This is a genomic window from Streptomyces pluripotens (assembly GCF_000802245.2).
Lineage (GTDB): Bacteria > Actinomycetota > Actinomycetes > Streptomycetales > Streptomycetaceae > Streptomyces > Streptomyces pluripotens.
In genome coordinates this window covers 1,537,992-1,551,332 of the sequence record NZ_CP021080.1, presented here as the reverse complement: position 1 = coordinate 1,551,332, position 13,341 = coordinate 1,537,992, and the positions used below count along the sequence as shown (strand labels likewise).

Annotated in this window: 11 protein-coding genes; 7 read left to right on the top strand and 4 right to left on the bottom strand. The window is 71.1% G+C overall.

The genetic code is table 11. The features are described from left to right. Window positions 1–12 precede the first annotated feature (12 nt). Window positions 13–1,008 carry a cell envelope lipid trafficking protein PgfA gene (pgfA, locus tag LK06_RS06865; protein WP_043406971.1) on the top strand — a complete coding sequence of 332 codons (996 nt, stop codon included), beginning with the start codon at window positions 13–15 and terminating at the stop codon, window positions 1,006–1,008. Here the strand turns inward: pgfA and hrpB are convergent. Together hrpB and LK06_RS06855 are read right to left on the bottom strand one after the other, a co-directional pair. After that, a complete protein-coding gene (gene hrpB / locus LK06_RS06860) occupies window positions 998–3,529 on the bottom strand; it encodes an ATP-dependent helicase HrpB (RefSeq protein WP_043432281.1) in 2,532 nt (843 codons plus the stop codon). The genes pgfA and hrpB overlap by 11 nt on opposite strands. A 192-nt stretch (window positions 3,530–3,721) precedes the next feature. Beyond that, window positions 3,722–4,576 (bottom strand): class I SAM-dependent methyltransferase, encoded by an 855-nt coding sequence (locus LK06_RS06855; protein ID WP_374208079.1) that lies wholly within the window; start codon window positions 4,574–4,576, stop codon window positions 3,722–3,724. 349 nt (window positions 4,577–4,925) lie between these two features. Between LK06_RS06855 and rpsA the strand changes: the two genes are divergently transcribed. The 4 genes from rpsA to LK06_RS06835 all read left to right on the top strand — a co-directional run bounded on the left by rpsA (window position 4,926) and on the right by LK06_RS06835 (window position 8,785). Beyond that, complete coding sequence (gene rpsA, locus LK06_RS06850) at window positions 4,926–6,416, top strand: 30S ribosomal protein S1 (RefSeq protein ID WP_039656011.1); 1,491 nt, start codon at window positions 4,926–4,928, stop codon at window positions 6,414–6,416. 306 nt (window positions 6,417–6,722) lie between these two features. Then, entirely contained in the window at window positions 6,723–7,661 is a 939-nt protein-coding gene (locus tag LK06_RS06845) for a PAC2 family protein (protein WP_039656013.1), read from the top strand. Between the two features lie 45 nt (window positions 7,662–7,706). After that, entirely contained in the window at window positions 7,707–8,336 is a 630-nt protein-coding gene (coaE, locus tag LK06_RS06840; RefSeq protein ID WP_039656015.1) for a dephospho-CoA kinase, read from the top strand. 68 nt (window positions 8,337–8,404) lie between these two features. Further along, window positions 8,405–8,785, top strand: coding sequence for a tetratricopeptide repeat protein (locus tag LK06_RS06835; RefSeq protein WP_039656017.1), 381 nt, complete (start codon window positions 8,405–8,407; stop codon window positions 8,783–8,785). A gap of 73 nt (window positions 8,786–8,858) precedes the next feature. Here LK06_RS06835 and LK06_RS06830 read toward each other — a convergent pair whose 3' ends face one another. Together LK06_RS06830 and LK06_RS06825 are read right to left on the bottom strand one after the other, a co-directional pair. Further along, the gene (locus LK06_RS06830; RefSeq protein ID WP_039656019.1) at window positions 8,859–9,155 is read right to left on the bottom strand and encodes a DUF6343 family protein; all 297 of its coding nucleotides are present in this window, start codon (window positions 9,153–9,155) and stop codon (window positions 8,859–8,861) included. A 341-nt stretch (window positions 9,156–9,496) separates the two neighbouring features. Then, window positions 9,497–10,126, bottom strand: coding sequence for an RNA-binding S4 domain-containing protein (locus tag LK06_RS06825; RefSeq protein WP_039656021.1), 630 nt, complete (start codon window positions 10,124–10,126; stop codon window positions 9,497–9,499). Between the two features lie 284 nt (window positions 10,127–10,410). On the opposite strand from LK06_RS06825, the gene LK06_RS06820 reads away from it, so the two are divergent. Together LK06_RS06820 and LK06_RS06815 are read left to right on the top strand one after the other, a co-directional pair. Beyond that, window positions 10,411–11,142, top strand: coding sequence for a uracil-DNA glycosylase (locus tag LK06_RS06820; protein ID WP_039656023.1), 732 nt, complete (start codon window positions 10,411–10,413; stop codon window positions 11,140–11,142). A gap of 322 nt (window positions 11,143–11,464) precedes the next feature. Next, window positions 11,465–13,321: an FUSC family protein gene (locus LK06_RS06815; protein WP_174673817.1), complete on the top strand. Its 1,857-nt coding sequence runs from the start codon at window positions 11,465–11,467 to the stop codon at window positions 13,319–13,321. The last annotated feature ends 20 nt before the right edge of the window (window positions 13,322–13,341 follow it).

Sequence of the window (13,341 nt, the reverse complement as noted above, 5' to 3'; positions counted from 1 at the left end):
GGGAGGCCGGGAATGCGCCGCAAGGCAAGCCTGGTCCTGCTCGCCTGCGCCGTGTTCTGCACGGCGCTGTCCCCGCTGCTGCGCTGGTACGCGTTTCCGCGCCTGGCCAGGATCCCCGCGAACCAGTACCAGGACGTGGTTCTGGAGGCGAAGGGCGCCACCCTCCTCGACTACGGCACCCTGCGTGCCAGGAAGGTCTCCAAGGTCACCATCGTGCAGACCCTCAAGGGCGACGTGGAGGCCGCGAAGAGGATCGAGAAGACGACAGGGCGATCCGTCGTCGTCTGGGACACCCTCTCCTACGTGCTGGGCCCTGACGGCAAGATGGTCTCCAAGATCCCCGAGCGCTACATCTTCGACGCACACAGCCAGCAACCCGTACACACCACCGGCGAGATGGTCGACGGCGACCCGGTCAAACGCGAGGGCATCGAGTTCAAGTGGCCCTTCCTCACGCAGAAACGGGACTACGAGTACTTCGACGCACAGTCCCGTACCACCAGCCCCATCCACTACAAGGGCACCCGAACCTTCCGCGGCCTGGAGGTCTACTACTTCGAGCAGACCATCCCTTGGACCAAGGTCCCCATGCCGAAGGCCATGCCCGTACAGGGCATCACCCCCGAGTCGGTCGCCAGAACCGGTACGACCCGGTGGTACACGACGGTGCGCAGGTTCTGGGTCGAACCGGTCACCGGAGCACCCGTATACGGCGAGGAGATCCACAAGGAGGAACTGCGCGGAGGCACCCTGCTCGGAGGCCGGGCCAAGGTCACTGCGTTCGCCGGGCACGTCAAGATGCGCGAGGACTACATCGAGCACACGGTCGCCCTGGTCAAGCACAGCCGCACGCTCGTGCTGCTGCTCACCTCGTACATGCCCCGGGGCTCCCTGGCTTGCGGTCTCCTGCTCCTCGCGCTCTCTTTGTGGATGGAAGCACGGGGCCGTCGCCCCCGGGATCCCGCATCCGTGCAGCCGGTGGGATCCGAACCGCCGGTCAGCGTCTGAGCCGCGCCGTGGTGTGCCGTGTGGGCTCGGCGGCCGTTGGGTCCTCGGGCCACGGATGCTTGGGGTAGCGCCCGCGCAGTTCCGCCCGTACACCCCGGTAGCCGTCCGTCCAGAAGGAGGCGAGATCGGACGTGACCGCGGCGGGCCGTCCCGCGGGGGAGAGCAGATGGACCAGCAGCGGCACCCCCGCCACGGTCGGCGTCCTTCGCAGCCCGAACACCTCCTGCAGCTTCACGGCGAGAACCGGTCGTTCAGGGTCCTGGTAGTCGATCCGGATTCTGGACCCGCTCGGCACGGTGATCCGCTCGGGCGCCAGCTCCTCCAGCCGCGCGGCCTCGCCGTTCGCCCAGGGCAGCAGCCGGGCGAGCGCCTGGCCGGCGTCTGTCCGCGCGAGATCGGACCGCCGCCGGGCGCGGCCCAGTTCCGGCTCCAGCCACTCCTCCGCGCGCGCGTGCAAGGCGTCGTCCGACACGTCCGGCCACGGCTCCCCGAGGTGCGCGTGCAGGAACGCCAGCCGCTGCCGCAGTACTTCCGCCTCCCGTGACCAGCGCAGCAGCCCGAGCCCGTCCTGGCGGAGCCCTTCGAGCAGGGCGTCCCGTACCAGGGTCGGGTCGGCATCCTTGAGGGGCCGTACGGTCAGCTCGATGGCCCCCAGCCGCCGGATCCGCCGGGCGACGACGTCCCCCTCGGCCCAGCGCACCTCCTCGTGTTCCCCGAGCAGGGCTCCGGCCGCCGCGAGGGCCACCTCTTCCGGTACGGCGGCGCCGAGCCGGACGCGGGCGTGGCCCTTCCCGGTCGGCCGGTCGGCGACGGCGACGACGATCCAGGGCGCTCCCCGCAACGCCGACCCGTCCGCCACTTCGGCCCGCGTCCCGGACGCCATGAGATACGACCCGCCGTCCAGCTTGGCCACGCGCTCGGGGAAGGCGAGGGCGGCGACGAGCCCGGTGAGCCGTTCGTCGGCGCCCTCCGCCGTCCCGGCCCCGACCCGGAGGTGTTCGTTCGGGGCCGAAGGGCTGGAGAGACCCGAGGAGGCGGACCGCAGTCGCCGTACCTCCGCCGCCCACCGCCTTGCGTAGGCATCGCCCCCGCGCCGCGCCCGTCGTAGCGCGGCGGCCAGATCGTCGCCGTAGTCCCGGGGTGCCTCTTCGGAGAGCAGAGCCACCGCCTCGGCCCCCGCACCGGATGTGTCCAGCAACGCCCGCCCCAGTCGCGGATGCACGCCCAGCCGCCCCAGCCGTACTCCCAACCGCGTCGCCCGTCCGGCCGAGTCCACCGCGCCCACAGCCGACAGGACGTTCCGCGCAGCCGCCATCGCGCCACCCGGCGGAGCATCCAGCAGCGCCAGCCCCGAGGCGTCCGGATCGCCCCAACAGGCCGCCTGAAGCGCGAACGCGGTCAGATCGGCCACCTTGATCTCGGGCGCCGGAAAGGCCGGCAGGCGGCCGTCCTCGGCTTCCGGCCAGCACCGGTACACCGTCCCGGGCGCCTCGCGCCCGCCCCGCCCCGCCCGTTGCCGTCCGGCCGCCCGCGACGCCCGGACGGTCGTCAGCCCGCTCAGCCCGCGCGCGTGATCCACCCGGGGTTCCCGGGCGAGCCCGGAGTCGACGACCACCCGTACTCCGGGCACGGTCAGCGACGACTCCGCCACGGACGTGGCCAGCACTACCCGACGCCGTTCCCCGGGCGCCAGCACCGCGTCCTGGACGGCGGCCGGTGCCCGTCCGTGCACCTGGAGCACGTCGACCTCGCCGAGTTCCCCGAGCTGGCCCGCCACCCGCGCGATCTCACCGACGCCAGGCAGGAAACACAGCACGTCCCCCTCCTGTTCGGCCAGTGCCCGCCGCACCACCGACGCGATGTGCGTCAACAGCGTGGGATCGACCAGCATCCCGTCCGGGGGCCGCACCGGACGTACGGGAGGCGCCCAGACCACCTCCACGGGATGCGCTGTGCCCGCCGCCTCGACCACCGGTGCTCCGCCCAGCAGCCGGGCCCACCCCTCGGCGTCCGTCGTCGCCGACGCGGCCACCAGGTGCAACTCCGGTCGCAGCGCCTGTCGCACGTCCCACAGGAACGCGGCCGCTGTGTCGGCGTCCAGATGTCGTTCGTGGCATTCGTCCAGCACGACGGCATCGACGCCGGCCAGCTCCTGATCACGCTGCAGCCGTTGCAGCAACACACCGGTCGTCACGACCTCCACGCGCGTGTGCCGCCCCACGACGCGCTCCCCGCGCACCGTGAAGCCCACGCTCTCGCCGGGCTTCTCGTCCAGCAGCCACGCCATCCGCCGGGCCGCCGCCCGTGCCGCGATCCGGCGTGGCTCGGCCACCAGGACCCGCCGCGCGGGATAGTCCCCGGCCAGCCCCGCCAGCCCCGCCAGCACCAGGGGCACCAGTGTCGTCTTGCCGGTACCGGGCGGTGCCACCAGAACGGCGGTGCCGTCACCCGCCAGGGCGTCGGCCAGAGCGGGCAGGACGGAGCGCACGGGCAGTGCGTCCAGGACGTCGTAGCGGATCACGTCCCTAGTGTCGTACGACCGCTAGGGCGGGCAGCCACGTGCCCGCACCGGTCAGGACCGCCCCACGCGCCGGCGTGCTCACCCGGGCTTCACCGGGACGGCTGTCCGGTGCCACCGCAACCAGTGCGCAGCCTCGCTCTTCAGTCCGGGGCAGCCTCCACCCAGCTCCCACCCGGCTCCCACCCAGCTCACTCAGTCCCGCTCGCACACGAAGATCGCCGTCCCCGGGATCAGGTTTCCGCGCAATGGTGACCAGCCGCCCCACTCCGTGGTGTTCCAGGCCGGCCACTCCGGTTCCACCAAGTCCACCAGTCGGAAGCCCGCCGCCACGATGTCCCGGACCCGGTCGCCGAGCGTCCGGTGGTGCTCCACGTAGACCGCGCGTCCCCGTTCGTCCTGTTCGACGTAGGGCGTGCGGTCGAAGTAGGAGGCGGCCACCGACAGCCCCTCCGGACCCGGCTCGTCCGGGAACGCCCAGCGGATCGGGTGTGTCACCGAGAAGACGAAACGGCCCCCCGGGCGCAGTACCCGGTACACCTCACGCAGCACCAGTCGCGGGTCGGCCACGAACGGCAGCGCCCCGTAGGCGGAGCACGCCAGGTCGAAGGAGCCGTCCGCGAAGGGCAGGGCGCCGGCATCGGCACAGATGAGAGGAAACGATCCACCGATCCGCAGGGCGTGCTGGAGCTGGCGGTGCGAGAGGTCGAGGGCCACCGGACGGGCACCCTGGACGGCCAGCCAGCGCGAACACTGCGCCGCACCCGCGCCGATCTCCAGGACCCCCTTGCCCTTCAGGTCCTCCGGGGGACCGAGCAGCTCGGCCTCCACCTCGTCCAGGCCCTCCGGCCCCCACACGCAGCGGTCGTCGCCGAGGAACGTGCCGTGTTCGGTCTGGTACTCGTCCGCGTTGCGGTCCCACCAACCCCTGTTGGCCCGTGCGCTCTCCGCCACGTTCGCGTCACGCCGGGTGGCTTCCGGCTCGAATCCACCGGGCCCCTCGGGTTCGTGCCTTTCCGGCTCTTGGATGATCGGCTCCCTCGTCGTAATCTTCCGTCCAACCCGCCGGGAGCGTGTCACGGAAGGAGTCCCGCAGGCCTGCCCTGGCCTCCTGGGACGTTTCTTCTGCCGGGAATGCGGTGACCCATCCCGGATGTGCGCCTTCGCGCATTGACCCTGCCCGGCTGCCCCCGTATGCTACAAGTTGCGCTGCGGGCCTGCGCACCTCAGACGTAGCAGGCTGCGCTCGCATCTGTTGTATGTCCCCTCGGTTGTCGAGGCGTCACGGGTTTGTTTCCAAGTGGCGCTTCCTTGGCTGTCCGGCTTCTGCAGAGCGAAACGGGCTCCCGGCGTAAGCAGTGCCTACGACTTCAATGTCCGTACCGGAGCCCTTTCCCACATGACGAGCAGCACCGAGACCACCGCCACCATCCCGCAGGTAGCGGTCAACGACATCGGTAACGAGGAAGCCTTCCTCGCAGCGATCGACGAGACGATCAAGTACTTCAACGACGGCGACATCGTCGACGGCGTCATCGTGAAGGTCGACCGGGACGAGGTCCTGCTCGACATCGGTTACAAGACCGAAGGTGTCATCCCGAGCCGCGAGCTCTCGATCAAGCACGACGTCGACCCGAACGAGGTCGTCGCCGTGGGCGACGAGATCGAGGCCCTTGTCCTCCAGAAGGAAGACAAGGAAGGCCGCCTGATCCTCTCGAAGAAGCGTGCCCAGTACGAGCGTGCCTGGGGCACCATCGAGAAGATCAAGGAAGAGGACGGCATCGTTACCGGTACCGTCATCGAGGTCGTCAAGGGTGGTCTCATCCTCGACATCGGCCTCCGTGGCTTCCTTCCTGCCTCCCTGGTCGAGATGCGCCGCGTCCGCGACCTTCAGCCGTACGTCGGCAAGGAGCTCGAGGCCAAGATCATCGAGCTGGACAAGAACCGCAACAATGTGGTCCTGTCCCGTCGCGCCTGGCTGGAGCAGACCCAGTCCGAGGTTCGCCAGACGTTCCTCACGACCCTCCAGAAGGGTCAGGTCCGCTCCGGTGTCGTCTCCTCGATCGTCAACTTCGGTGCCTTCGTGGACCTGGGTGGCGTCGACGGTCTGGTTCACGTCTCCGAGCTGTCCTGGAAGCACATCGACCACCCGTCCGAGGTGGTCGAGGTCGGCCAGGAGGTCACCGTCGAGGTCCTCGACGTCGACATGGACCGCGAGCGTGTCTCCCTGTCGCTGAAGGCGACCCAGGAAGACCCGTGGCAGCAGTTCGCCCGCACCCACCAGATCGGTCAGGTCGTGCCCGGTAAGGTCACGAAGCTGGTTCCGTTCGGTGCGTTCGTCCGGGTGGACGAGGGCATCGAGGGCCTGGTCCACATCTCCGAGCTGGCCGAGCGCCACGTGGAGATCCCGGAGCAGGTCGTCCAGGTCAACGACGAGATCTTCGTCAAGGTCATCGACATCGACCTGGAGCGTCGCCGGATCTCGCTGTCCCTGAAGCAGGCCAACGAGTCCTTCGGTGCCGACCCGTCCGCGGTCGAGTTCGACCCGACCCTGTACGGCATGGCCGCGTCCTACGACGACCAGGGCAACTACATCTACCCCGAGGGCTTCGACCCGGAGACCAACGACTGGCTCGAGGGCTACGAGAAGCAGCGCGAGGAGTGGGAGCGCCAGTACGCCGAGGCGCAGACCCGCTTCGAGCAGCACCAGGCGCAGGTCATCAAGTCCCGCGAGGCCGACGCCGCTGCTGCGGCCGAGGGCGGCGAGGCTGCGGCTCCGGCCGCGACCGGCGGTTCCTACTCCTCCGAGGGCGCGGACAACTCCGGTGCGCTGGCCTCGGACGAGGCGCTGGCCGCGCTGCGTGAGAAGCTCGCCGGCGGCCAGAGCTGACCACGCCGCAGCTGAGTCTTGGGGCTTAGCCGACAGCACGCCGAAGGGCCGTACCTTTCGAGGTACGGCCCTTCGGGCGTTCCCGGGGACGGGCTGCCATCCTTCCGGGTGCCCAGCAGCCGCCGGCACTTTCGGTGTCCGACCCGTCGCCTTCGGGGTTCATGCCGGTCCGACCGCCGGCAAGCGGGGATGGACCGGGTGACGGGGTGTCAAGGTCCCGATGGGAGGTCCCTGATCAGCGGCCTGTGATGGGAATGCGCGCACTCCAGAAGGCGTTGTTCACGACGAACACGAGGAGGGGTCACAGTGCTTGATCCGCAAGGTTTGTACGCATGGGAGCCGAAGGGCCTCGCCGCCGTCGACCTGGCGCTCGCCCAGGAATCGGCCGGACTTGTCATGCTCTACCACTTCGACGGATACATCGACGCGGGCGAGACCGGCGACCAGATCGTCGAGCGGCTGCTCGACTCACTGCCCCATCAGGCCGTGGCTCGTTTCGACCACGACCGGCTCGTGGACTATCGCGCCCGCAGGCCCCTACTGACGTTCGAGCGGGATCGCTGGAGCGGCTACGAGGACCCGGCCATCGAGGTCCGCCTCGTCCAGGACACGACGGGTGCGCCCTTCCTACTGCTGTCCGGCCCCGAGCCGGACGTGGAGTGGGAGCGGTTCGCGGCGGCCGTCCGGCAGATCGTGCAGCGGCTAGGCGTCCGCCTGTCCGTGAACTTCCACGGCATTCCCATGGGCGTACCACACACCCGTCCCGTGGGCCTCACTCCGCACGGCAACCGCACGGACCTCGTTCCCGGCCACCGCAGCCCCTTCGAGGAGGCCCAGGTGCCCGGCAGCGCGGAGTCGCTGATCGAGTACCGCCTCATGGAGGCGGGTCACGACGTTCTCGGTGTCGCCGCGCACGTCCCGCACTACATTGCCCGTTCCGCGTATCCCGACGCCGCCTTGACCGTGCTGGAGTCGGTCACGGCCGCGACCGGTCTGGTCCTCCCCAAGGTGGCGCACTCCCTGCGCACGGACGCGCACCGCACGCAGACGGAGATCGACCGCCAGATCCGGGAGGGGGACGAGGAACTGACCGTGCTCGTCCAGGGACTGGAACACCAGTACGACGCGGCGGCGGGAGCCGCGACCCGGGGCAACATGCTCGCCGAGCCCGTGGAGATCCCGTCAGCCGACGAGATCGGGCAGGAGTTCGAGCGATTCCTGGCGGAGCGTGAAGGCGACAACTAACCTCCGCCCGTTCCACCGCCAGCGGCAGGGCCTAAGCTACCGCTCATGCTGAGAGTTGGCCTGACCGGCGGGATCGGTGCCGGCAAGAGCGAGGTGTCGCGGTTGCTCGTGGAGCACGGAGCCGTGCTGATCGACGCGGACCGCATCGCACGTGAGGTCGTGGCGCCCGGCACCCCCGGTCTCGCTGCCGTGGTCGAGGCCTTCGGCGACGACGTCCTGACCGCCGATGGCAGTCTGGATCGGCCACGGCTCGGTTCGATCGTCTTCGCCGACCCCGACAAGCTGGCCATGCTCAACTCGATCGTGCATCCCCTGGTGGGCGCGCGCTCCCGCGAGCTGGAGACTGCTGCAGCCGACGATGCCGTGGTGATCAATGACGTACCGCTCCTCACCGAGAACGGCCTCGCAGCGCTCTACGACGTCGTGGTCGTGGTGGACGCGAGCCCCGAGACCCAGCTCGACCGGCTGGTACGACTACGCGGGATGACCGAACAGGACGCGCGTGCACGCATGGCCGCGCAGGCGACGCGTGGGCAGCGCAGGGAGATCGCGGACATCGTGATCGACAACGACGTCCCGCTGGAAGCCTTGGAGGAGCGAGTCGCCGAGGTCTGGGACGACCTGGTGAAGCGGGCGCACACCGCCGGGAAGGGCTCCGACAACGGCAGCCGGTAGGACGCTGACGCGGAATAGCGCCCGCTTCCGCGTGCGTTGAGGTGCTGGAGTGAGGGAAGGATTCTGCCGTGCCCGACACCAGCGGTTCCACCGGACGTACCCCCAAGACGCACGTCATCGACTTCCGTGCCGCCGAGCAACTGCTCAATGCACGGGATCCGCGGGGTGCAGTGAAACTACTAGACGGAGTCATCGCCGCGTACCCGGAGAACACCGCCGCCCGTCTGCTCCGTGCGCGTGCCTTCTTCGCGGCGGCGCAACTCAGGCCTGCCGAGCTGGAGTTCACCATCGTGCTGGAGCGGGAGCCGGACAACGCGTTCGCGCACTTCGCGCTCGCCCGGACCTATGAACGCCAGGGCCGTCCCGACCAGGCCAAGCGCCACTTCCGATTGGCAGCTGCGCTCGACCCCAACCCGCAGTACCTGAAGGCAGCGCGCTTCGACGACTGAGCGTTGCCCGAACCCCCTTCCCGGAGGCCGACCCGCAGGCCCTGTCGCGGGTACCGGTGCCCTGGGACGTCGTTCATGGATGCCGCTGCCTGGGCGGGCCCGGGCGCGGCGGCCTGCCATCCGGAGGCCGGTACGGTGGCACGTCGTGTCCCGGCTGGTAGTGCGGACCCTGCCGGATGTGCCTGAGGATCACGGTCATGTCGACGGTGACCACCAGCCACAGCACGCCGCAGGCCGCCGCCCAGCCGGGGCGCCCGGCAAGCGCGAACGCCGCGGTTCCGAAGATCGCCCAGACCAACCCCCACAGGCTCAGCCAGAATCGCGCCCGCAGAGCACTGCGCGCGGTCGCCGGTTCACTGCCCGTACGCATCGGATCACCACTCCTCCTTGCACGGTACCCCTTTGCGGACGGCCGGCATCAACGGTCGCGCGGTTCGGACGGACCAGGGGAGCGGTAGCCTCCGCACTCGTCATGGCAGGCCGGTGCCGATGAGGTTCCGGTGGCGGATCTGCCCTGGTGAAAGCCACCGGCACCGCTCCACGAGGAGACCTCCGTGCCTCAGGTCCGCCGAGGGCGATGGCGTGGCCGTGTTTCGGCCGTGGGCGCGGCGACGGTGAGCCCCGCCGGTCGGGGCCTCGGGCCCGGCCGGCGGCATGCCATGCGCTGGTGCAGCTTGAGGGTGCTCTCCCGGAGCGGGCGCAGGACGTTGGTCACCGTCCCCGGGACCGCCCGCCCGAACCTCGGGAACCGTCCGGTCCACCTAGTCCGTCCGATCCGCCGAAACCGCCGGGTCCCGCGGGGCCGACCGGTCCAGCCAGGCCGCGGAGGCGCTCCAGCTCGCGGCGGTCGCGCTTGGTCGGGCGCCCGGTGCCGCGGTCGCGTAGGCCGGCTGGGGCCACCGCCTCGCGGGGCGGGGGCGGAGGGGAGTTGTCGACGTAACACTGGACGGCTACGGGCGCACCGACCCGTTTGCGGATGAGGCGCTTGACGATCACGATCCGTTCGCGGCCCTCGTGCCGCAGGCGCACCTCGTCGCCGACGCGTACGGAATGGGCCGGCTTCACCCGCTCACCGTTGACGCGTATGTGCCCGCCGCGGCAGGCGGTGGCCCCCAGGGACCGTGTCTTGACCAGGCGCACGGCCCAGATCCAGCTGTCGATCCGGACCGTTTCGCCGTTGGTCGGGCCCGCGGCCTCGGCGGCGGCCACCGCGGCGGCGGTTCTCGGATCCATCGGCAGGCCGGCCGAGGCACCGGAATCCTCCGTCTTCCGGGCGGGGATCGTGCTGCCCGGTGCGCTGGTCCCGCGGTTCACGTGCTCGTCCGTATGCTCGGAAGCCATGCCCCGACCCTAACCCCCGGGGGCGGGTGAGCCGGAGGCCGTTTTCAAGGTCGGCTCCGCCACCTGGTCGGCAGCCGGCCGATCGAGCCGGCCGAAGCAGTCGCGCGGCCGCGTTGCTGCCCATACGACGTCCGGTTGCCCGGAGACGAGAGGGGCCGCAGACGCACCGGGGTGGGGATGGAACGGGTCGGGGAGGCAAGAGGTTGGGGCGAGAGGGCGGAGACGGGCAGGCGGGGCGGGCGCTGCCGTGCACGCCCGAGCGCAGTCGGGCCTACGGTGGCGAGGTGGACCACAGCAGCGCCCTCGCCCGGCTCGACCGCCACGTTGCTCACTGCCGTGCCTGCCCCCGGCTGGTCGACTGGCGGGAGGAGACGGCCCGGACCAGACGGGCCGCGTTCGCCGACTGGACCTACTGGGGGCGGCCGGTGCCCGGCTTCGGCCCGGCCGATGCTCCTCTCGTGATCATCGGGTTGGCTCCGGCCGCGCACGGCGGCAACCGCACCGGCCGGATGTTCACCGGCGACCGTTCCGGAGACCTGCTGTACCAGGCGCTGTACGACGTGGGGCTCGCCTCGCAGCCCACCTCCGTCAGCATCGACGACGGTCTGCGGCTGCACGGCGTCCGCGTCACCGCGCCCGTGCACTGTGCCCCGCCCGCCAATAAGCCGACCCCCGGCGAGCGCGACACCTGCCGCCCCTGGCTGGTTCAGGAACTGAGGCTGCTCCGCCCGGCCCTCAAAGCGGCGGTCGTCCTGGGCGCCTTCGGCTGGCAGGCCGCGCTGCCCGCGCTCGCCGAGGCGGGCTGGGCGGTGCCCCATCCCCGCCCAGGGTTCGCGCACGGCACTCGGGTCGCCCTCCACACCCTCGACGGCCCGGAGACCCTGGACCTCTTCGGCTGCTTCCACGTCAGCCAGCGCAACACCTTCACCGGCCGGCTCACCGCCGAGATGCTGCGTGAGGTGCTGCGCGGGGCTGCGCACGCGGCCGGGCTGGATAACGCGTCTGGCCCGGGGTAGTGCGTCGGGCAGGGCCGATACAGCGCCGCCCCCGGCCCGCTGGAGGAGGCCGGCTCATGCCCTTCGCCTGCTCGGCGAGCAGCAGGGGAACGTCGTCGTCCCGACTCATGAGCCGGGACGGCCGCCGATCGGTTCGGCCGCAGTCCGTTCAAACCGGAGAGAAACCGGCTACCCGGCACATTTTCACGTCCCGGAAACGTGATCGCTCCGGCCGCCCCGGGAACGCGCCCTACGCTGGGAAGCGCACCACAACTCCGCGGGATCCCCGCCCTGGTACCTGCGCACCCCGGCCACCGTCGTCCGAAGGCGCCCCCGCCCTCGTATGAACAGGAGCCCCGTGCCTCGGTCCGTCGCACCCCCCTGGCTCGCCCACGCCCTGCGTACCCAGCGCGCCCCCGTTCCTTGGAGCGCCGTGCTCCGCGGCGCCCTCGCCGCCGGACCGCTCCTGCTCGCCGGGGTGCTGGCCGGACGTGCCTCCGCAGGAGTCCTCGCCGCCCTCGCTGCCGTGCTCGCCGGTATCAACGACCGCCCCGGCAGTCGGCGCGCCGCCGTTCAGCGGCTCGGGGTGCCCGCACTGGCCGGCGCTCTTGGACTGGCCGTGGGGACGTACGCCGGGCACCTGCTCGGGGCCGTGGCACTGACCCTGGTGCTGACCGGACTCGGGCTGGTAGCCGGGGGTGTCAGCGTCGTCGGAGCCGTCTCCTCCGCTGCCGGAACGCAACTCCTCGTCACCGCCGCCGTCGGCGCCGGGTTGTCAACGACCGACGGCGGTTGGCAGCGGGCCCTCGCCTTCCTCGCCGGTGCTGGCTGGCTGCTTCTGCTGCGGCTCACCCTGCCCACCTCCGGGGTGCTCGCCGGGGAGTTCCGCTTCGACGGGGAGCGGGCGGCCATCGCCGATGTGTACGAGGCGATCGCGGCACTCCTCGATGCCGTGGGCGGCGACCACGCCACCACCCGGCGGGCCGAGCTCACCGCAGCCCTCGATCATGCCCAGGACGCCCTCGGTGGGCCCCGACTGCACCGTTACGCCGGTTCCGCCGCCGAGCGCCGGCTGCACGCCCAATACCTGGCCGCGTTGCCCCTCGCCGAGGCTGCCACCGCCCTGTGCTGGGTGGGCGAGCCGGTCGAGGCACGGGCGGTGCTAGGGCCCCGGCGGCTCGCCGCCGCCGTCCGCGGCGACACCGGTACGGGCCCGCTGCCGGCCCCGTACCGGTCTGCGCCCGCACTGCGTGCCCTCGACGACGCCCTGCTGCACGCTGCTGGAACCTTCGACCGGGCCCAGGACGCACAGCAAGGACTGCTCGCCCGGCGGCGCCGGGGTATCCGGGACGTGCTGCGGACGGTGCTCGGTAGCGGCGGACGCGAGTACGGGTTGCGCGTCGCCCTCTGCTTCGGCGCCGGCACGGGGATCGCTCAGGCTCTCCACCACACCGGTTGGTACGGGCGGCACGAGCATGGGTACTGGCTGCCCGTCACCGTCGTCTTCCTCGTCAAACCCGACCTCGGGCCGCTGGCCTCGCGCGTGCTGTGCCGGGCCGCCGGGACCTTGCTGGGTGCTGTGGCGTTCGCCGGTTGCGTGGCGCTGCTGCCCCGGTCGCCGGGGCTGATCATGCTGGTCGCGGTGTGCGGTGCGCTCCTCCCGGTCGCCACCCGGCACTTCGCGGCCCTCACTGCCGTCGTCACGGTCCTCGTTCTCGCCCTGGTCATGGTCGGCGGGGAACCGCAGGCGTTCGTCAGCCGGATCGACGAGACGCTATTGGCCTGTGTACTCGTGCTGGTCGTCGGCCATCTGCCGATACCGGGGAACCGGGGCGGCGGGGTACGGGCACGGCTCGCCACGGCCGGTAGTGCCGCACACGCCTATCTGGCCCACGTCCTCGGCGGGTCCAGCGACCGGGCTGAGCGATGGGCGTTGCGCCGGGAGGCCTACCGCACCCTCGCCGTGGCCCGCGGTGCCACCGCCCTCGCGGCCGCAGAACTGCCCGCCCTCGCTCGGCACACCGAGGGTACCGGTGCCGTTGCGGACATCCTGGAACGGCTCGTGGACACGACCACGGCCTGCGCTGTCCACCTCGACGACACCGGGCGGCTCACCCCCGACCACGTCAAACAACTGCACGAGGCACTGGAGGAGCTGGACGACCGGGGCATACGGGTGCCGCTTCCGGGAGCCGTGTAGCTGGTTCGCCGTGTCGCGGA